Genomic DNA, 21,240 nt, shown 5'->3' with positions numbered 1-21,240 from the left:
CAGCACGACCCCAGGGGGTTTCATGAACACGGCGGCCACGCCGAACTGGAAGTCCGACGCGGTACCGGCGGCCGCCGGCGTCCTGGAGGCGGTCGCCCACTGGGCCGCCCGCACCCCGGACCACACCGCCGTCGAGCACGGCACCACCACCCTGACCTACCGGGAGCTGGACGAGCGGGCCAACCGGCTCGCCCACCTGCTGCGCCGGTTCGGGCTGCGCGCCGAGGACCGGGTCGCCGTCTGCCTGGACCGCTCCCCGGACCTCGTCGTCTCGCTGCTCGCCGTGCTGCGGGCGGGCGGCGTGTACGTGCCCCTCGACCCCGACTACCCGGCCGACCGCCTCGACTACATGGTCGAGGACGCCGCCCCGCAACTGCTCCTCACCCGCACCGGTCTGCCCGTCGCGGCCGCCGGAGCGCCGGACGGCCCCCGCGTGATCGCCCTGGACCTGGCCGGAGCCGATCTGCGCACCTGCCGGACCACCGCCCCCACGGCGCCCGGTCCGTCCTCCCGCGCCGCCTACATGATCTACACGTCGGGCTCCACCGGCCGCCCCAAGGGCGTCGCCGTACCGCACGCCGGACTCCCGGGCCTCGCCGCCGCCCACCGCACCGCGCTCGACCTGCGGACCGGCGACCGCGTCCTGCAGTTCGTGTCGCCCAGTTTCGACGTCGCCATGGCCGACATGGTGATGACCCTCACCGCGGGCGCCACCCTCGTCCTCGCCCCCGGACGCCCGCTCGGCGACGACCTGCTGCGGCTCCTCCGCGACCGCCGCGTCACCCACGTCATGCTGCCGCCGGTCGTCCTCGGCACCGTGCCGCACGCCGACCTGCCCGCGCTGCGCACCGTCGTCGTCGGCGGCGAGACCTGCCCCGACGACCTCATCGCCCGCTGGGCCGTCGACGGCCGCCGCATCATCAACGCCTACGGCCCCACCGAGGCCACCGTCTGCACCACCCTCTCCGCACCCCTGCCTGCCGACGGCACCGGCCCCCACCCCATCGGGCCGCCCATCGACGGCGCCCGCGCCCACGTCCTCGACGCCCGCCTGAGCCCCGTCGCCGACGGAGAGTGGGGCGAGCTGTACCTCGGCGGTCCACTCGCCCGCGGCTACCACCGGCGCGCCGGCCTGACCTCCGGCCGGTTCGTCGCCGACCCGTACGCCGAGCGGCCCGGCGACCGGCTCTACCGCACCGGCGACCTGGTGCGCCGCCGTCCCAACGGCGACCTGGAGTACGGCGGCCGCACCGACGACCAGGTCAAGATCCGCGGCCTGCGCATCGAGCCCGGCGAGATCGAGGCCGTTCTCGCCGGTCATCCGGACGTCGGCAGCGCGGTCGTCGTCGCCCGCGAGGACCGGCCCGGCGTCAAGCGCCTCGTCGCCTACCTCGTCGGCCACGCAGGTGCCCGCCCCGCCGTCGCCGACGTTCGCGCGCACGCCGCCGGCGCTCTGCCCGAGGCCATGGCCCCGTCCGCGTACGTCGTCCTCGACGCGCTGCCGCTCACCGCCAACGGCAAGCTCGACAGGCGCGCACTGCCCGCCCCCGAGCAGGAAACCGACCACGTCCGCACCGCACCGCGGACCCCGGCCGAGGCCGCCGTCTGCGCCATCTGGTCCGACGTCCTCGGCGTGCCGGAGGTCGGTGCCGACGACGACTTCTTCCACCTCGGCGGCGACTCCATGCTCGCCCTGCAGATCGTCACCCGGCTCCGGGACGAACTCGGCGCCGCGCTCACCTGGCGCGCGCTCTTCGACCACCCGACCCCGGCCGCACTCGCCGAGCTCGCCGGGACCACCCCCGACCGTACGGACGGCGCACCGGACCGCATCCCCTTCCTCGCCGACCGCACCGGACCGCTGCCCCTCGCGCCCGCCCAGCAACGCCTCTGGCTCCTGCACGAGTTCGACCCCGCCGGCGTCGAGTACAACACCTCCGCCGCCCTGCGGATCACCGGCCCGCTCGACCTCGCCGCGCTGCGCGGCGCCGTCGGCGACCTCGTCGCCCGGCACGAGTCCCTGCGCACCGTCTTCGAGACCCGTGACGGCCGCCCCGTCCAGCTCGTGCTCCCCGAACTCCCGGTCCCCGTGCGAACCGTCGACCTCACCGGCACCGAAGGCGAAGAGGCCGGCCCGGCGCTCGACCGGGCGCTGCTCGCCGAGCAGTCCATCCCCTTCGACCTGCGCACCGGGCCCCTGCTGCGGGTCCTGGTCGTCGCCGTCGGCCCCGACGAGTACGTCGTCCAGCTCACCCAGCACCACATCGTCACCGACGGCTGGTCCGTCGGCGTACTCGTCCGCGACCTCGACGCCCTCTACACCGCCCGCCGCGACGACGCCGCCGACGCCGGACTGCCCACGCTCCCCGTCCAGTACGGCGACTACGCCGCCTGGCAGCGCTCCCGCGCCGGCGACGACGCCCTCGCCGCCCAGCTCGACCACTGGCGCGAGCGCCTCGACGGCCTCGAGCCGCTGGACCTGCCCACCGACCGGCCCCGCCCCGCGGTCCGCACGACGGCCGGCGCCCTGCACACCTTCCACGTGCCCGCCGACGTCACCGACCGCCTCACCCGGCTCGCCCGGGAACAGCACGCCAGCCTCTTCATGGCCCTCACCGCCGTGACCCAGCTGCTGTTCGCCCGCCACAGCGGCCGCCGTGACATCGCCCTGGGCACCGTCACCTCCGGCCGCGAGCACCAGGACACCGCGGAACTCCTCGGCTTCTTCGTCAACACCCTCGTGCTGCGCACCGTCGTCGACGAGACCGGCTCCTTCCGCGACCTGCTCGACCACGCCCGCGGCACCGTCCTGGACGCCTTCGCCCACCAGGACGTCCCCTTCGACCGTCTCGTGGAGGCCCTCGCCCCCGAACGGGACCCCTCCCGCACCCCGCTCGTACAGGCCGCGCTCGTCCTGCAGAACGCGTTCGGCGACGCCGACACGCTCACCCGCTTCGCCGGACAGCCCGCCGCCCGCGTCCTTGTGCCGCGCGAGTCCGCCCGCTTCGACCTCACCCTCGAGTTCGCGGCGCGCGACGGCGGCCTCGACGTCGAACTCGAATACAGCACCGACCTGTTCGAAGCCCCCACCATGGAGCGGCTCGGCCAACAGTGGACCGCCCTCGCCCGGGCCGTCACCACGGCCCCCGAGCGGCCCACCGCCGCCGTCGGCCACCTCGACGCCGACGAGCACCACCTCGTCGTCGACACGTGGGGCACCTCCACCGTCGGCGCCGGGACCCCGCCACTCACGCTGCCCGCGCTGTTCGCGGCGCGTGTCGCCGAGGCCCCGGACGCCCTTGCCGTCGAGTACGGCGACACCGCCCTCACGTACGCCGAACTCGACGCCGCATCCGCCCGGCTGGCCCACGTGCTGCGCGCCCGCGGCGTCGGCCACGAGACCCGTGTCGCCGTCCTCCAGCCCCGCTCCGCCGACTGGCTGATCAGCCTCCTCGCCGTCGTCCGCGCCGGCGGCGTCTACGTCCCCGTCGACCCCGAGTGGCCCGCGCAGCGCCTCGCCCACGTCCTGCGGGACTGCGGGGCCCGGCTGGTGCTCCGCGCCGGCGACCCGCACGGAGCCCGGCCGCACGGCCTGCCGGTGCTCGACCTGGACACCCCCGCGGTCCGCCGCGAGACCGCCGCCCGGACCGCCACCGCACCCGACATACGCATCCCCCTCGATGCGGCTGCGTATGTGATTTATACGTCGGGTTCGACGGGGCGTCCCAAGGGTGTTGTGGTGTCGCATCGTGGTGTTGCGGGTTTTGCGGCTGCTGTTGTCGAGCGTCTTGAGGTGGGGTCGGGGGCGCGGGTGGTGCAGTTGGCGTCGGCGGGGTTTGATGCGTCGGTGATGGAGGTGCTGATGGCCTTCGGTGGTGGGGGTGCGTTGGTGGTTCCTGAGGTGTCGGGGGGGTTGGTGGGTGAGGATCTGTTTGGGTTCTTCGTGGGTCGGCGGATCAGTCATACGTTGATTCCGCCGACGGTGCTGGGGACGATGCCGGTGGGTGAGTTGCCGGATCTGCGGGTGGTGTCGACGGGTGGTGAGGCGTGTGGTGCGGAGTTGGTGGCGCGTTGGGCGCCGGGTCGGCGGATGGTGAATGCGTACGGGCCGACGGAGGTGACCATTGCGGCGTCGATGAGTCGGGCTCTGGATGCTGGGGTTGTGGGTTCGGGTGTGCCGCCGATCGGTGAGCCGGTCGCGGATGCGCGGGTGGTGGTTCTGGATGGTTGGCTGCGTCCGGTGCCGGTGGGTGTGGTGGGTGAGTTGTATGTGTCGGGTCCGGGTCTTGCGCGTGGTTATCACGGTAGGGCGGGGTTGACGGCTGAGCGTTTTGTGGCGGATTCGTCCGGGTCGGGTGGGCGGTTGTACCGGACGGGGGATCTGGTTTCCTGGCGGGCTGATGGGCAGTTGGTGTATCAGGGCCGGGCGGATGATCAGGTGAAGTTGCGTGGTCTGCGGATCGAGCTGGGTGAGATCGAGGCGGTTCTGGCCCGTTCGCCGCAGGTCGGTCAGGCCACTGCCATGGTCCGCGAGGACCGCCCGGGCCATCCCATGATCGTCGCCTACACGACGCCCGTACGCCCCGGCGTGCACCCGGACCCGGATGTCCTGCGTGCCCATGCCGCCGCCGAACTGCCCGCATACATGGTGCCGTCGGCTTTCGTCGCCCTCGACCGCATGCCGGCCAACTCCAGCGGCAAGGTCGACCGCCGCGCCCTACCGGCCCCCGACACCGACGGCAGGACCGCCCACGTCGCCCCGCGCACCGACACCGAGCGGGTGCTCTGCGGCATCTGGGCCGACGTGCTCCGCATCGAGCAGGTCGGTGTGGAGGACAACTTCTTCGCGCTGGGCGGGGACTCCATCCTGAGCATCCAGGTCGTCACCCGTGCCCGCCAGGCCGGTCTCGACCTCACGTCCCGCGACATCTTCACCCGGCAGACCGTCGCCGCCCTCGCCGCCCACGCGGACGCCACCGGCACCACGGCACCCGCGGTGCAGGCCGAACAGGGCCCCGTCGTGGGTGAGATCGGCACCACCCCCATCCGGGAATGGTTCTTCGCCACCCACCCTGCCGCCCCCCACCACTTCAACATGGCGATGGAGTTCACCCCCGCCCCGGGCACCCGCCCGGCCCCCCTGCGAGCCGCCGTCGCCGCCGTCCTCGCCCAGCACGACGCCCTCCGGTCGGTCTTCCCGCGCGGCGCGGACGGTACCCGGCACGCCCGCATCGCACCGGCCGCCGACGTCGCCGCCGTCCACACCGTCCACCGGATTCCGGACGGCCACGCCGGCGACACCGCCTGGGCCGACCTCACCCGGCACGCGCAGAGCGGCCTCGATCTCGACGCCGGCCCGCTCGTCCGCATCCTCGCCGCCGTTCGCGGCGAAGAACCCGACAGCGAGATCACCCGGGTCCTCGTCGTCGCCCACCACCTCGTCATGGACGGCGTCTCCTGGCAGATCCTCCTGGACGACCTCACCACCGCATACGCCCGCATCGACGAGGGACATCCCGCCGGCCTCGGCGCCCGGACCAGCTCCGTGCGCCAGTGGGCCGACCGCCTCGCCGCCCACACCGCCGCCGGCGGCTTCGACGACCAACGCGCGTACTGGGACGCCGTTCTCACCGGCGCACACACCGGACCACTCCCCGCCGACACCCCTGACGGCACCGACACCGTCGCCCAGCAGCGGACCGTCACCGTCGCCCTCGACGCCGACGAGACCGACGCCCTGCTCCACAGCGTCCCGTCCGTCTACCGCACGCGCGTCGACGACATCCTGCTCACCTCCCTCGCCCGGGTGCTGCGGACCTGGACGGGCCACGAACGCACCGCGATCGACTACGAGGGCCACGGACGCGAGGACCTCTTCGCGGACCTCGACCTGACCCGGACCGTCGGCTGGTTCACCTCCATCCACCCCCTCGCGCTCGCCCTGCCCGAGGGCGACGACCACGGGGCCGCGGTGAAGGCCGTCAAGGAGCAGCTGCGCGCCGTCCCGGACCGCGGCATCGGCTACGGCGCGCTGCGCCACCTCGCCGCCGACCCCCGCCTCACCGGGCAGCCCGCCCCACGGATCAGCTTCAACTACCTCGGCCGCATGGACACGGCCGGCAGCGATCAGGACTGGATCCGGTCCACCCGCCTCAACCCCGGCGGCGAGTTCGCCCCCGACGAAGCCCGCCCCCACGAGCTCGACGTCATCGGAGAGGTGCGCGACGGCCGCCTCGTCCTCACCTGGACCTACTCCGCCGGCCGCCACCACCGCGCCACGGTCGCAGATCTCGCCCACGCCCTCGCCGACGACCTGCGCGGCTACCTCCGCCACTGCGCCGACCCCGCGCACGGCGGACACACCCCCTCCGACCACCCCCTCGCCGGACTCGACCAGGCGGAGGTCGACCGGATCGCAGGCAACGGCCGCACCGGCGTCGCCGAGATCCTGCCCCTCACCCCCCTCCAGGCAGGCATGGTCTTCCACGCCCTCGCCGAACCCGACTCGCCCGCCTACCTCGAACAGTTCACCTTCCTCCTGGAGGAAACCGCCGGCCGCACCGTCGACACCACCGCGCTCGCCGACGCCTGGCAGCACGCCGTCGACCGGTCCGACGCCCTGCGCGCCGTCCCCGTCTGGGACGGACCGCGTCACCCCGTCCAGGTCGTCCACGAACACGCCACCCTGCCCGTCACCGTCCTCGACTGGACCGATGCCGCGGGTGAGACGCCGGACGACGCCGAACAGCGTCGCACCGAAGCCCTGCGCGACCTGCTCGCCGCCGACCGGGCCCGGGGCATCGACCTGACCGCCCCGCCGCTCATGCGGCTCACCCTCGCCCGCTGCGCCCCGCATCAGGTGCGCGTCGTGTGGACCTTCCACCACCTGCTCCTCGACGGCTGGAGCACCGCCGCCCTCCTCGACGACGTCATCGCCCACTACGCCACCGGCGCCGTCACTTCCCGGCCGCCGTTCCGCGACCACCTCGCCCACCTGCACCGAAAGGCCGATCAGCGAGCCGCGGGCCTCGACCACTGGCGCGCCGCCCTCGCCGGGTTCACCGAGCCGACCGCACTTCCCCACGACCGGACCCCGCAACACCCCACCGGTCACGGCCGATCCACCGCGCACGTCGTCCGCGACGCCTCCCGGCCGCTGTCCGCGCAGGTCACAGCCTTCGCCCGGCGGCACCACCTCACGGTCAACGCCGTCGTCCAGGGCGCCTGGGCCCTGCTCCTCTCCCAGTACGCGGGCACCCGCGACGTCGTCTTCGGCACCACCGTGTCCGGCCGCCCGGCCGACCTGCCGGGTGCCGAGGACATCCTCGGCCTCTTCATCAACACCCAGCCGGTCCGGGCCGGCATCGACCACGACCGCGCGATCGTCCCCTGGCTCACCGCCCTCCAGGCCGCCCACGCCGAGGCCCGCCGCCACGAGGACGTCCCGCTCAGCGACATTCCGACCGAACTCCCGGCGGGAGCACCGCTCTTCGAGAGCCTGCTGGTCTTCGAGAACTACCCCGTCGACACCGACGGCGTCCGCCGCTTCGGCCTCGCCCTGCACGACATCCAGGTCACCGAGACCACCACCTACCCCCTCGTCCTCACCGCCTACGCCGCCGACCTGCTCAGCTTCGACCTCGGCTACGACCCGGGCCGCTTCGACGCGAACACCGCCGAGCGCCTCGCCGCCCACCTGGAACACCTGCTCGACGCGCTCACCGGCTCGCACCCCGACACCCGGCTCGGCGACCTCGCGGTGCACTCCGACGACGAACTGCGCCGTGTCCTCGACGAGTGGAGCGACGGCGGTGGCACCGCCCCCGTACCCGGCTCGGTGACCGCCGCCTTCGCGGAGCGCGCCCGTACCGCCCCCCGCGCGGTCGCCGTCCGGTGCGGCGGAACCGCCCTGACGTACGCCGAGCTGGACGCCGCCTCCGACCGGCTGGCGTGCGCCCTGGTCGCGCGCGGTGTCGTGGCCGAGTCCCGCGTCGGGCTGCTCCTGGAGCGGTCGGCGGACGTGGTCGTGGCGATGCTGGCCGTACTCAAGGCCGGCGGTGTGTACGTCCCGCTGCACTCCTCGTACCCGGAGGAGCGGCTGCGCCGGGTGCTGGGCCAGTGCGGCGCGCGAGTCGTCGTGAGCGACCCGGCGACGAAGGACCGCGCCGCGCTCGCCGGAGTGCCGGTCGTATGCGTGGACGAGGCGGCGCACGACGTGACGCTGCCACCGGCCGCCCCGGCCGAAGCGCTCGCCTACGTGATGTTCACGTCGGGGTCGACGGGTGTGCCGAAGGGTGTGGCGGTCACGCATGACGACATCGTGGCGCTGGTGTCCGATCGTCGGTGGCGGTCGGGTGCGCATGGTTCGGTGTTGTTCCATTCGCCGCATTCGTTCGATGCGGCGACGTACGAGGTGTGGGTGCCGCTGTTGAACGGTGGCACGGTGGTGGTTGCCGAGGCGGAGTTGAGTGCGTCGGTGGTGCGGGATGCCGTGGCGTCGGGTGTGACGGCGTTGTGGGTGACCGCTGCGTTGTTCGGTGTCCTGGTCGAGGAGGACCCGGGGTGTTTCGCGGGTCTGCGCGAGGTCTGGACCGGCGGCGACGCCGTCCCCGCCGCGGCGGCTCAGCGTTTGTTGGAGACCTGCCCCGGTGTGGTCCTCGTCAACGGCTACGGACCGACCGAGTCCACCACCTTCGCCGTGTGCGGGCCGCTGGCCGGACAGGACGTGTCCGGTGGCGGGGTTCCGTTGGGTGAGGTGATGGACAACACCCGTGCGTATGTTCTAGATGCGGCAATGCGTCCGGTGGGTGTGGGTGTTGCGGGTGAGTTGTATCTGGGTGGTTCGGGTCTGGCGCGTGGTTATGACGGGCGTGCTGATCTGACGGCGGAGCGGTTCGTGGCCGATCCGTTCGGACGGGGCGGACGCCTCTATCGCACGGGTGACCTGGTGCGGTGGCGTGCGGACGGCCGGCTGGACTTCCTGGGCCGGGGTGATGGTCAGGTGAAGGTCCGGGGTTTCCGGATCGAGGTCGCGGAGATCGAGACCGTTCTCGCCCGTCACGCTTCCGTGGGTGTGGTGTCGGTGCAGGTCCGTGAGGACCGGCCCGGAACGAAGCGCCTCGTGGCCTACCTGGTTCCCACGCAGGGTGCGGAGACGGATCTGGGTGCTCTGCGGGAGCACGCGGCTGCGTTGCTGCCGGAGTACATGGTTCCGTCGGCGTTCGTCGTGCTGGACGAGCTGCCGCTGACGGTGAACGGCAAGGTGGACCGCAGGGCGCTGCCGGCTCCCGAGGTTGAGGCCGTGGAGGAGTACGTCGCTCCGCGTACGGCGGTGGAGGAGGCCCTGGCCGGTATCTGGGCCGATGTTCTCGGCGTCGAACAGGTCGGCGTGCATGACGACTTTTTCGCGCTGGGCGGTGACTCGATCTCCAGTTTGAAGGTCGTCTCCCGTATCCGGGGCGTGCTGGGCACGGGGCTGTCTCCGCGGGCCCTGTTCGACCACCCGACCGTCGCCGCCCTCGCCGGGCAAGTCACCGTCGATGAGCCGGCCGCCGAGACGGGCGTGGTCCCGGTCCCGCGCACCGGACCGCTGCCGCTGTCCTTCGCCCAGGAACGCCTCTGGTTCCTGCACGACTACGACCGCGACGGCGTCGAATACAACGTCGTCACCGCGCTCCGCCTCGCCGGCGACCTCGACACCGCGGCGCTGCGGACCGCCGTCGACGGGCTCGTCACCCGGCACGAGGCGCTGCGCACCACCTTCGACTCCGCCGACGGCCGAGGCATCCAGATCGTCCACGCCCCGGGCGCCCTGCCGATCTCCGTACATGAGACCGACCTGGACGACGCCTTCCGCCGGGCCGTGTCCGTACCGTTCGACCTCGGCACCGGCCCGCTGGTCCGGGTCCTGCTCGCCCGGCTCGCCGACGACGAGCACGTCCTCGTCCTGTCGATGCACCACATCGTCACCGACGGCTGGTCCATGGGCGTGATCACCCGTGAACTGAGCGCCCTCTACACCGCCGCCGTACGCGGCGAGGACGCCGCCCTGCCCGTGCCTCCGGTGCAGTACCCGGACTTCGCGGTCTGGCAGCGGGAGCGCCTCGGGGCGGACGGCGCCCTCGACGAGGACCTCGCCCACTGGAAGACCCGGCTCGACGGACTGGAGCCGCTGGAGCTGCCGACCGACCGGCCGCGGCCCGCGGTCCGCGGCACGGGCGGCGCCCTGCACGCGTTCGACGTCCCTGCCGGACTGGCCGAACGGCTCACGCGGGCCGGGCAGCGGCGCGGGGCCAGCCTGTTCATGGCGCTGACCGCCGTCACCCAGCTCCTGCTGTCCAGGTTCGCCGGCCGCCGGGACGTCGCGCTCGGCACCGTCGTCTCCGGACGGGAACGGGCCGAACTGGAGCACCTCGTCGGCTTCTTCGCCAACACCCTCGTCCTGCGTACGGTGATCGACGAGAGCCGGAGCTTCGACGACCTGCTCACCGACGTGCGCGGCACCGTCCTCGACGCCTTCGCCCACCAGGACGTGCCGTTCAGCCGGCTCATCGAGGAGCTGGCCCCCGAACGCGACACCTCCCGCACCCCGCTCGTCCAGGCCATGCTGGTCCTGCAGAACGGCCCGCGGACCGATCTCGCGCTGCCGGGAGTGCGTGTCTCGGAGCTGGCGCCGCCGCGCGACACCGCCCAGTTCGACCTCCACCTGGAGTTCCAGCCGGGCCGGGACGGCGGGCTGGAGGCCGTCCTCGTGCACAGCGACCTCTTCGACCAGGCCACCGCGCGCCGCCTGGCCGCCCGATGGCTGGCCCTCGCCGAGGGGCTCACCGCCCGGCCCGAGGCGTCGCTGCGCGCTCACGACCCCCTGGACGAAGCCGAGCGGCTCCTGCTGCTCGACACCTGGAACGAGACCGGCGATCCCGGGGTCCCCGCCCCGTCCCCGCTCAGCCTGTTCGAGGAGCGGGCCCGGGCCGTACCGGACGCGCCGGCGGTCACCTTTGGGGACACCACCATCGGCTACGGGGAACTGGACGCCCGCGCCGAGCGGCTCGCCGCCCGGCTCGTCGGCCTGGGCGTCGGGCCCGAGTCGCGGGTCGGCCTGGTGCTGCCGCGTTCGGCCGACCTGGTCGTGGCGGTGCTGGCGGTACTGAAGGCGGGCGGCGCGTATGTGCCCGTGGACCCGGCGGCCCCGGCCGACCGGATCGCCTACATCATGGAGGACAGCGCCGCGCAGCTCGTCGTCACGGCCCCCGCCGTCCGCGACGTGCTGCCCGCCGACGCGGGCCGGCCACTGCTGGTCCTCGGTGACGACGCCGAGGGACCGGACACCGCCGCGTCCGCCCGTTCCGCCGGGCCGCTGTCGCCCGAGTCCGCCGCGTACGTCATCTACACCTCCGGCTCCACCGGCCGGCCCAAGGGCGTCGTCGTCACCCACGGCAACGTGGCCCGCCTGATGTCCGCCGCCCGCGAGGACTTCGCCTTCGGCGCCGACGACGTGTGGACGATGTTCCACTCCTACGCCTTCGACTTCACCGTCTGGGAACTGTGGGGCGCACTCGTGCACGGTGGCCGGCTCGTCGTCGTCGACAAGGACGTGGCCCGCTCGCCCGGTGACTTCGCCCGGCTCCTCGACCGCGAACGGGTGACCGTCCTCAACCAGACGCCGTCCGCGTTCTACCGGCTCGCCGAGGAGATCGACCGGATCGGCGGCGGGCTGAGAGAGCGACTGGCCCTGCGCACCGTCGTATTCGGCGGGGAGGCGCTCGACTGGACACGGATCGGCTCCTGGGCGGAACGCTCCGGCGTCGACGGGCCCCGGCTGGTCAACATGTACGGCATCACCGAGACGACCGTGCACGTCACCAGCCGGCCCGCCGAGGCCGCGTTCGCCCGCGGGGGCTTCGGCAGCGTCATCGGCCGGGCCATGCCGCACCTGCGCGCCTACGTCCTGGACGACGCGCTGCGGCCCGTGCCCACCGGCGTCCGCGGCGAGCTGTACATCGCCGGCGGCGGACTGGCCCGCGGCTACCTGGAGCGGCGCGGGCTCAGCGCGGTGCGGTTCGTCGCCGACCCGCACGGCGCGACTCCCGGGCTGCGCATGTACCGGACCGGTGACACGGCCCGCTGGAACGCGGCCGGGATGCTGGAGTACCTGGGCCGCAGCGACGACCAGGTGAAGATCCGCGGCTTCCGCATCGAACTCGGCGAGATCGAGGCCCAGGTCGTGCGCCACCCGCTGGTCGCGCAGGGCGCCGTCGTCGTCCGCGAGGACCGGCCCGGCGACCGCCGCCTCGTCGCCTACGTCGTCCCGGGCGCCGCGGCCGGCACGTCCCCGGACCCGGCGACGTTCGACGACCGGCCGCTGCGCGAGGCCCTGGGCGCCGCGCTGCCCGACTACATGGTCCCGTCCGCGTTCGTCGCCCTCGGCCGGCTGCCGCTGACCGTCAACGGCAAGCTCGACCGCCGGGCGCTGCCGGCCCCCGAGTACGGCAGCCGGGCCGGTCACGTCGCGCCGCGCACCCCCACGGAGGAGGTGCTCGCCGAGATCTGGTCGGAGGTCCTCGGACTCGAACGAGTCGGCGTCGAGGACGACTTCTTCGGCCTGGGCGGAAACTCGGTTCTGAGTCTTCGCGTCGTTGCTAAGGTCCGAACCGTGTTCGACATCAACCCCTCGGCCCGTGTCATGTTCGACCATCCGACCATCGCGCAACTCGCCCGCCAGATCGAGGAGACGATCATCGCGGAGATCGAGGAAGCGATGGCCATGGAGGAACGGGACACCGGCTACGCGGGCGGCGACCCGGAATAGTCCGGGCACGGCCCAGTAAGAAAAAGAAGCCGTCACGCGCACCGGCGTGACGGCGGACGGAACACCACGACACATGCGGCACGTGTGCGCGGCCGACCGGGCGAGCGAGCGCCTCATCCGGACGGTCGCGCACACGCACCTCTCCCTGCCCAGAAGCCGGGATTTCGCATGTCATTTTGTCAACGCTTGACGTGAATGAGGGAGCTTTCCATGGACGCCGGGTCGTCGCGCGAGGGTCGCATCGGTTCGCTGCCGGAGCACCTGCAGGAGAAGCTGCGGCAACGGCTCGCCGGACGCGCCGGCACCACCCGCCGTACGGGCATCGAGCCCGTCGACCGCGCCGAAGGCCGCCCGCTGCCGCTGTCCTTCGCGCAGCAGCGGCTCTGGTTCCAGGGGGAGTACGAACCCGACTCCACCGAGAACCACTCCGGCCTCGCCCTCCGCCTCACCGGTCCCCTCGACACGGCCGCGCTGAAGACCGCCGTGGACGCGCTCGTCGTCCGCCACGAGACGCTGCGGACGGTGTTCGACACGGAGGACGGCGTCGCCCGGCAGATCGTCCTGCCGGCCGCGGACGCCCTCGCCCGCGTCCCCTTCCGCCGCGTCGACCTCACCACCGACACCGGTGAGCAGAACCCGCAGGCCGCCTGCGACCGGCTGTTCGCCGAGGCCATGGACGAGCTCTACGACCTGCGTACCGGCCCCCTCCTCCGCGTCCTGCTCGTCCGCACCGCTCCGGACGAGCACCAGCTGCTCCTCGCGATGCACCACATCGTCACCGACGGCGCCTCCATGGAGGTCGTCGTCCGCGAACTGCGGCTCGGCTACGCCGCCGCCCTGCACGGCGGGCACGCCGAACTCCCGCCGCTCCCCGTCCAGTACGCCGACTACGCCGCCTGGCAGCGCGCCCGCCACGCCGACCCGTCCTTCACCCGCCACCTCGACCACTGGCGCGGCCGCCTCGCCGGCCTCGAGCCGCTCGCGCTGCCCACCGACCGGCCCAGGCCCGCCGTACGCCGGGGTGTCGGCGCCCTGCACACCTTCACGCTGCCCGCCGACGTCACCGCCGCCCTGCACGACCTCTCCCGGGCCCGGTCCACCAGCCTCTTCGTCTCCCTGACCGGCCTCGTGCAGCTGCTGCTCGCCCGCTACAGCAGGCAGGACGACATCGCCGTCGGCACCGCCGTACCCGGACGCGAACGCGCCGAGGTCGAGAACCTCGTCGGATTCTTCATCAACATTCTCGTCCTGCGTTCCACGGTCGACCCGAACGCCTCCTTCGGCACGTTTCTCGACCACGTCCGGGAAAACGTACTGGAAGCCTTCGAGCACCAGGACGTGCCTTTCGAGCGGCTCGTGGAGATTCTCGCCCCGGAACGGGACACCTCCCGCACTCCGCTCATCCAGTCCATGGTCGTCCTGCAGAACACCCCGGCCGAATCCGTCGAATTCGAAGGACTCCGCGTCACCCGCGGAAACCTCGCCCGCCGCCAGGCCCCGTACGACATCAGCTGGGAATTCGAGGAATTCGAGGAATTCCAGGAGCGGCCGGACGGCCGGGAATCCGGCAGCCCGCGTCCCGGCCTGCACTGCGCGATCGAATACGACGCCGACCTCTTCGAACCGGCCACGATCGAACGCCTCGGCCGTCACCTCGTCGTTCTCGCCCGCGCCGTCACCGCCGCCCCCGACACCCCGCTCGCGGCACACGACCTCCTCGACGCCGACGAGCGCGCCACCGTCACCGCCCTCGGCACCGGCGCGCACCGCCCCGACGCCGCCGACGGCACCATCCCCGCCCGGTTCGCCGTCCAGGCCGCCCGGACCCCCGACGCCCCCGCCCTCACCAGCGGCGGCCGCACCCTGACGTACGGCGAACTCGACGCCCGCGCCAACCGGCTGGCCCACCACCTGATCGCCTCCGGCATCCGTACCGAAGAACCCGTCGCCGTCTGCCTCACCCGCCGTGCGGAGCTCGTCGTCGCCGTCCTCGCCGTCCTCAAGGCCGGCGGCACCTACCTGCCCGTCGACCCGGCCCTGCCCGCGAGCCGAGTCTCCTGGATGCTCCGCGAGAGCCGCGTGCGCACGGCCGTCACCGAACAGTCCCTCGTCGGCCTCGTCACCGGCGCAGCCGACCTCGGCGACCGCGCCGTCGCCACCGTCGTCGTCGACGACCCCCACGTGACCGACCGCGTCGCCGTCCTCCCCGCCACCGCGCCCGCCGCCGTCGCCGCGCTGCGCCCCGACAACGTCGCGTACGTCATCTACACCTCCGGGTCCACCGGTCGCCCCAAGGGTGTCCAGGGCCTGCACGCCGGACTCCTCGGCCGCTGGGCCTGGTTCGCCGAGACCTACCCGAAGTGGCGGGCGTCCGTCGTCTGCGCGAAGAGTTCCGTCGGCTTCCTCGACAGCGCCACCGAGATCCTCGGCACCCTCCTGCACGGCGGTCGGGTCGTCCTCGCCGACGACGTGCAGGCCAAGGACCCGCTGGCGCTCGCCGCCCTCGTCGCCGGGCACCGGGTCGAGCGACTCACCCTCGTACCCAGCCTGCTCTCCGTCCTTCTCGACGAGGCCGACCCGGCCCTGCTGGCCTCCTGCCACTGCTGGATCAGCAGCGGCGAGCCCCTCAGCCGCGCCCTCGCCGCCCGCTTCGCCGAACGGCTCCCGCACGCCACCCTGCTCAACCTGTACGGCTCCTCCGAGATCAGCGCCGACAGCGTCGCCGCCGTCGCCGTCGCCGACGGCGCCGCCGATCCGGCCGGCGCCCGCATCGGCGCCCCGCTGTGGAACAACGGCGCCCATGTCCTCGACGAACGGCTCCGCCCCGTCCCGCAGGGCGTCAGCGGCGAGCTGTACATCTCCGGCGCCGGCCTCGCCCGCGGCTACGACGACCGCCCCGCCCTCACCGCCGAGCGCTTCGTCGCCGACCCCTCGGGCGGCGGCCGCCTCTTCCGCACCGGCGACCTCGCCCGCTGGACCGCCGACGGCGTCCTCGAACACCTCGGGCGCGCCGACGACCAGGTGAAGGTCCGCGGCTTCCGCATCGAACCCGGCGAAATCACCGCCGCCCTGCGCAGCCACCCCGACGTCGCCGACGCCGCCGTGATCGTCCGCGACGACCACCAGGGCACCCCCCGCCTCGCCGGCTACCTCGTGCCCGCCCCCGGCCGCACCGTCCCGGACCCGGCAGCCCTGCGCGACCTCGTCCGGCAGACCCTGCCCGACTACATGGTGCCGTCGGTGTTCGTCGTCCTCGACGCGCTGCCCACCACCTCCAGCGGCAAGCTCGACCGCCGCGCCCTGCCCACCCCCGTCTGGGCCGAGACCGCCGCCTATGTCGCCCCGCGCACCCCCACCGAGGAGGCCCTGGCCGCCCTGTGGTGCGAAGTGCTCGGCATCGAACGCGTCGGCGCCGACGACGACTTCTTCGCCCTCGGCGGCCACTCCCTGCTCGCCACCCGCGTCGTCAGCCGCGTCCGCGAACGGCTCGGCGTCCCCCTCGCCGTCCGGGACCTGTTCGACACCCCCCGCCTGTCCGGCCTCGCGGCAGCCGTCGACGCCGCCGCCCTGACCGCCCGTGCCGGCGGCGACGTCCCCGCCGGCCCCGACCTGCGCGTCACCCCGGCCCCCCGGACCGGACCGCTGCCGCTGTCCTACGCCCAGGAACGCCTCTGGTTCCTCGAGGACTTCGCCCCCGGATCCGTCGAGTACAACGTCAGCGGCACCCTGCGCCTCACCGGCGACCTCGACACCACGGCCCTGCGCACCGCCGTCGACGGACTCGTCGCCCGCCACGAATCGCTGCGCACCACCTTCGACACCGTCGACGGACGCGGCGTCCAGCACGTCCACACCGCCGCCGACACCCATGTCCCGATCCGTGCCGTGCGCGTCGACCACCCCGCAGAACTCGACACGCTCCTCGCCGCCGAGTCCGCCACCGCCTTCGATCTGCGCACCGGCCCGCTGCTGCGCGTGCTGCTCGCCCGGCTCGCCGACGACGAGCACGTCCTCGTCCTGTCGATGCACCACATCGTCACCGACGGCTGGTCCATGGGTGTGATCACCCGCGAACTGAGCGCCTTCTACACCGCCGCCGTACGCGGCGTTCCCGCCGACCTGCCCGAACTCGCTGTCCAGTACCCGGACTTCGCCGTCAGCCAGCGCGCCCACCTGGCCGGCGACGCCCTGGACGGCCAGCTCCGTCACTGGCGCGAGCGCCTCGACGGCCTGGAGCCGCTGGAGCTCCCCACCGACCGGCCCAGGCCGGCCGTTCGCACCTCCGCCGGCGCCCTCCACACCTTCGACGTCCCCGCCGACCTCACCGCCCGCCTCGCCCGCACCGGCCAGGACCGCGGCGCGAGCCTCTTCATGGCCCTCACCGCCGTCACCCAGCTCCTCCTCGCCCGGCAGAGCGGCCAGACCGACATCGCTCTCGGCACCGGTGTCTCCGGCCGCCAGTCGCCCCAGGTCGAGGACCTCGTCGGGTTCTTCGTCAACACCCTCGTCCTGCGCGACCGGATCGACGAGCGCGAGACCTTCGCCCAGCTCCTGGACCGGACCCGCGGCACCGTCCTGGACGCCTTCGCCCACCAGGACGTCCCCTTCAGCCGTCTCATCGAAGAGCTGGCCCCCGAGCGCGACCCTTCCCGCACTCCGCTCGTCCAGGCCATGATCGTCCTGCAGAACACCCCGCGCTCCGCCTTCGACCTGCCCGGCCTGCGCGCCGAGGCCGTCGAGTCGGTCCGCAACTCCGCCCAGTTCGACCTCACCTTCTCCTTCGCCGAGCAGGACGGCAGGCTCCTCGCCGGCGCCGAGTACAGCACCGACCTGTTCGACTCCACCACCGTCGAACGCCTCTGCCGCCAGTGGCTCGACCTCGCCCGCCTCGTGTGCGACGCCCCCCACCGCACCCTCGCGGCCGTCCAGCACGTCGCGGACGACGAACTGCGCCGCATCACCGACACCTGGGGCACCTCCACCGTCGGCGCCGGTGTCGCCCCGGCCACGCTGCCCGCGCTGTTCGCGGCGCGTGTCGCCGAGGCCCCGGACGCCCTCGCCGTCGAGTACGGCGACAGCGCCCTCACGTACGCCGAACTCGACGCCGCATCCGCCCGCGTCGCCGCCCTCCTCACCGCCCACGGCGTCCGCCCCGAGACGCGCGTCGCCGTGGCGGTGCCCCGCTCCGCCGACTGGATCGCCGCCCTGCTCGGCGTGATGCGCGCCGGCGGCGTGTACGTACCCGTGGACCTGACCTGGCCCGCGCAACGCCTGGAGTTCGTCCTCCAGGACTGCGACGCCCGCCTCGTGCTCCGCGCCGTCGCGGACGACGCCGCCGAGCCCGGCCCGGACGGCCGCTCCGCGGACGACGTCCTCAGCCTCAGCGGCATCCCTGTCGTCCGACTCGACGAGACCCCCGGCCGGACCGGCGGGGCCTTTGACCCGGTCCGCCCGGGGCTCCCCCTCGATGCGGCTGCGTATGTGATTTATACGTCGGGTTCGACGGGGCGTCCCAAGGGTGTTGTGGTGTCGCATCGTGGTGTTGCGGGTTTTGCGGCTGCTGTTGCGGAGCGTCTTGAGGTGGGGTCGGGGGCGCGGGTGGTGCAGTTGGCGTCGGCGGGGTTCGATGCGTCGGTGATGGAGGTGCTGATGGCCTTCGGTGGTGGGGGTGCGTTGGTGGTTCCTGAGGTGTCGGGGGGGTTGGTGGGTGAGGATCTGTATCGGTTCTTCGTGGGTCGGCGGATCAGTCATACGTTGATTCCGCCGACGGTGCTGGGGACGATGCCGGTGGGTGAGTTGCCGGATCTGCGGGTGGTGTCGACGGGTGGTGAGGCGTGTGGTGCGGAGTTGGTGGCGCGTTGGGCGCCGGGTCGGCGGATGGTGAATGCGTACGGGCCGACGGAGGTGACCATTGCGGCGTCGATGAGTCGGGCTCTGGATGCTGGGGTTGTGGGTGTGGGTGTGCCGCCGATCGGTGAGCCGGTCGCGGATGCGCGGGTGGTGGTTCTGGATGGTTGGCTGCGTCCGGTGCCGGTGGGTGTGGTGGGTGAGTTGTATGTGTCGGGTCCGGGTCTTGCGCGTGGTTATCACGGTAGGGCGGGGTTGACGGCTGAGCGTTTTGTGGCGGATTCGTCCGGGTCGGGTGGGCGGTTGTACCGGACGGGGGATCTGGTTTCCTGGCGGGCTGATGGGCAGTTGGTGTATCAGGGCCGGGCGGATGATCAGGTGAAGTTGCGTGGTCTGCGGATCGAGCTGGGTGAGATCGAGGCGGTTCTGGCCCGTTCGCCGCAGGTCGGTCAGGCCACTGCCATGGTCCGCGAGGACCGCCCGGGAGCCCAGCGGATCGTCGCCTACGTGACGCCCGCGACGGACGGGGACGCAGCGGGCACGGGCCTGACGCCCGACGACGCCGCCCCGCGCCCGCAGGCCCTGGACATCAAGGCCCTGCGCGCCCACACGGCCGCCGAACTGCCGGCGTACATGGTGCCGTCGGCTTTCGTCGTCCTCGACCACATGCCGGTCAACTCCAGTGGCAAGGTCGACCGCCGCGCGCTACCGGCTCCCGACGCCGGGCCCGACACCGGTCACGTCGAGGCCCGCACCGACACCGAGCGGGTGCTCTGCGGCATCTGGGCCGACGTGCTCCGCATCGAGCAGGTCGGTGTGGAGGACAACTTCTTCGCGCTCGGCGGGGACTCCATCCTGAGCATCCAGGTCGTCACCCGCGCCCGCCAGGCCGGTCTCGACCTCACGTCCCGCGACATCTTCACCCGGCAGACCGTCGCCGCCCTCGCCGCCCACGCGGACGCCACCGGCACCACGGCCGACGGCGGCGCCGCCGAGCAGGGCACGGTGTCCGGCGAGGTCGGCACCACGCCGATCCGCTCCTGGTTCTTCGACTCCCACACCGTCGCCCCGGGCCACTTCAACATGGCCATGGACCTCGAGCTGCCGGCCGCCACCGACCTCGCCGTCCTGCGCCGCGCCGTCGCCGCGGTTCTGGCCCAGCACGACGCGCTGCGTTCCACCTTCGCCCGCCGGGCCGACGACACGAACGGCTGGACCGGCACGATCGCGGAGAGCGCCGACACCGACCGCTGCTTCACGGTGCACGACCTGACCGCCGCCGCCGACCAGGACGCCGCCTGGGCGGCCCTGACCGCCGAGGCCCAGGCGAACCTCGACCTGGAACAGGGCCCCCTGGTCCACTTCCTCGCGGGCTCCTGCGGCACGGACCGGCACCTGCGGCTCCTCGTCGTCGCCCACCACCTGCTCGTCGACGGCGTGACCTGGCGCATCCTCCTCGACGACCTGCGCACGGCGTACGAGCAGGCCGCCGCCGGCGGCACCCCGGACCTCGGCCCCAAGACGACCTCGGTGCGCCAGTGGGCCGACACCCTCGCCGCGCACACCGCGGACGGCGGCTTCGACGACCAGCTCGGCTACTGGACCTCCGTCCTCGACGGGACGGACCCCGCCCTGCCGCGCGACCTCGCGCCGAGGACCGCCGACGGCCGCGACGACGAGAACACGGTCGGCTCGGTCCGGGCCGTGTCCGGCTCCCTGTCGGTTGCTGACACCGAGGCTCTGTTGCAGCGGGTGCCGGGGGTGTATCGGACGCAGGTGAATGATGTGTTGTTGACGGCGTTGGCGCGTGTGTTGCGTGGGTGGACTGGTCGTGATCGTGTGCCGGTGTTGTTGGAGGGGCATGGTCGTGAGGAGTTGTTCGCGGGTGTGGATCTGACGCGGACGGTGGGTTGGTTCACGTCGGTGTATCCGGTGGCTCTGGGGCTGTCGGGTGACGTGTTGGGTGGGGTTGATGCGTGGGGCCGTGATCTGAAGGCGGTCAAGGAGCAGTTGCGGGCGGTTCCCGATCGGGGTGTCGGTTACGGTGCGCTGCGTTATCTCGGCGGCGGCCTGGCCGCGCCCGCTCACGGCGACCCGCAGATCACCTTCAACTACCTCGGGCGCCTGGACATGGCGACCGCCGACGGCGGGGACGCGGACGCCGGCTGGTTCCGCTCCGCCGCCCTCAACCCCGGTGGCGAGCACAGCCCCGACGAGCGCCGCACCAGCCTGATCGACGTCACTGCCGGCCTCGCCGACGGCCGCCTGGTGTTCTCCTGGGCGTACTCGGTGGATGTGCATGGTGAGGGTGTGGTGCGGGGGTTGGCGGAGGCGTTTGCTGCTGAGTTGGTGGCGTGTGTGGCGCATTGTGTGGGTGAGGGGGCGGGTGGTTGTACTCCGTCGGACTTCCCGTTGGTGGGTCTGGGGCAGGCGGAGGTTGATCGGTTGGTGGGGGATGGTCGTGGTGTGGAGGATGTGTATCCGTTGACGCCGCTTCAGGCGGGGATGTTGTTCCATGCGCTTGCGGAGCCGGGTTCTCCGGCGTATCTGGAGCAGTTTGTGTTCCGGGTGGATGGTGTGTGGGA

General features: G+C 72.9%; 2 protein-coding genes. Both read left to right on the top strand.

Features of this window, described 5'->3' with window-relative positions:
* Nucleotides 1–22: 22 nt before the first annotated feature.
* Entirely contained in the window at nucleotides 23–12,808 is a 12,786-nt protein-coding gene (locus ACFCV8_RS10650) for an amino acid adenylation domain-containing protein (protein WP_376684934.1), read from the top strand.
* A 210-nt stretch (nucleotides 12,809–13,018) separates the two neighbouring features.
* On the top strand, nucleotides 13,019–21,240 hold an 8,222-nt coding region (locus tag ACFCV8_RS10645; protein ID WP_376684933.1), incomplete at its 3' end, for an amino acid adenylation domain-containing protein.

Source organism: Streptomyces sp. NPDC056347, from assembly GCF_042262625.1.
GTDB lineage: Bacteria > Actinomycetota > Actinomycetes > Streptomycetales > Streptomycetaceae > Streptomyces.
The sequence above is the reverse complement of the archived record's forward strand: the minus strand, read 5'-3'. Positions and strand labels throughout refer to the sequence as shown.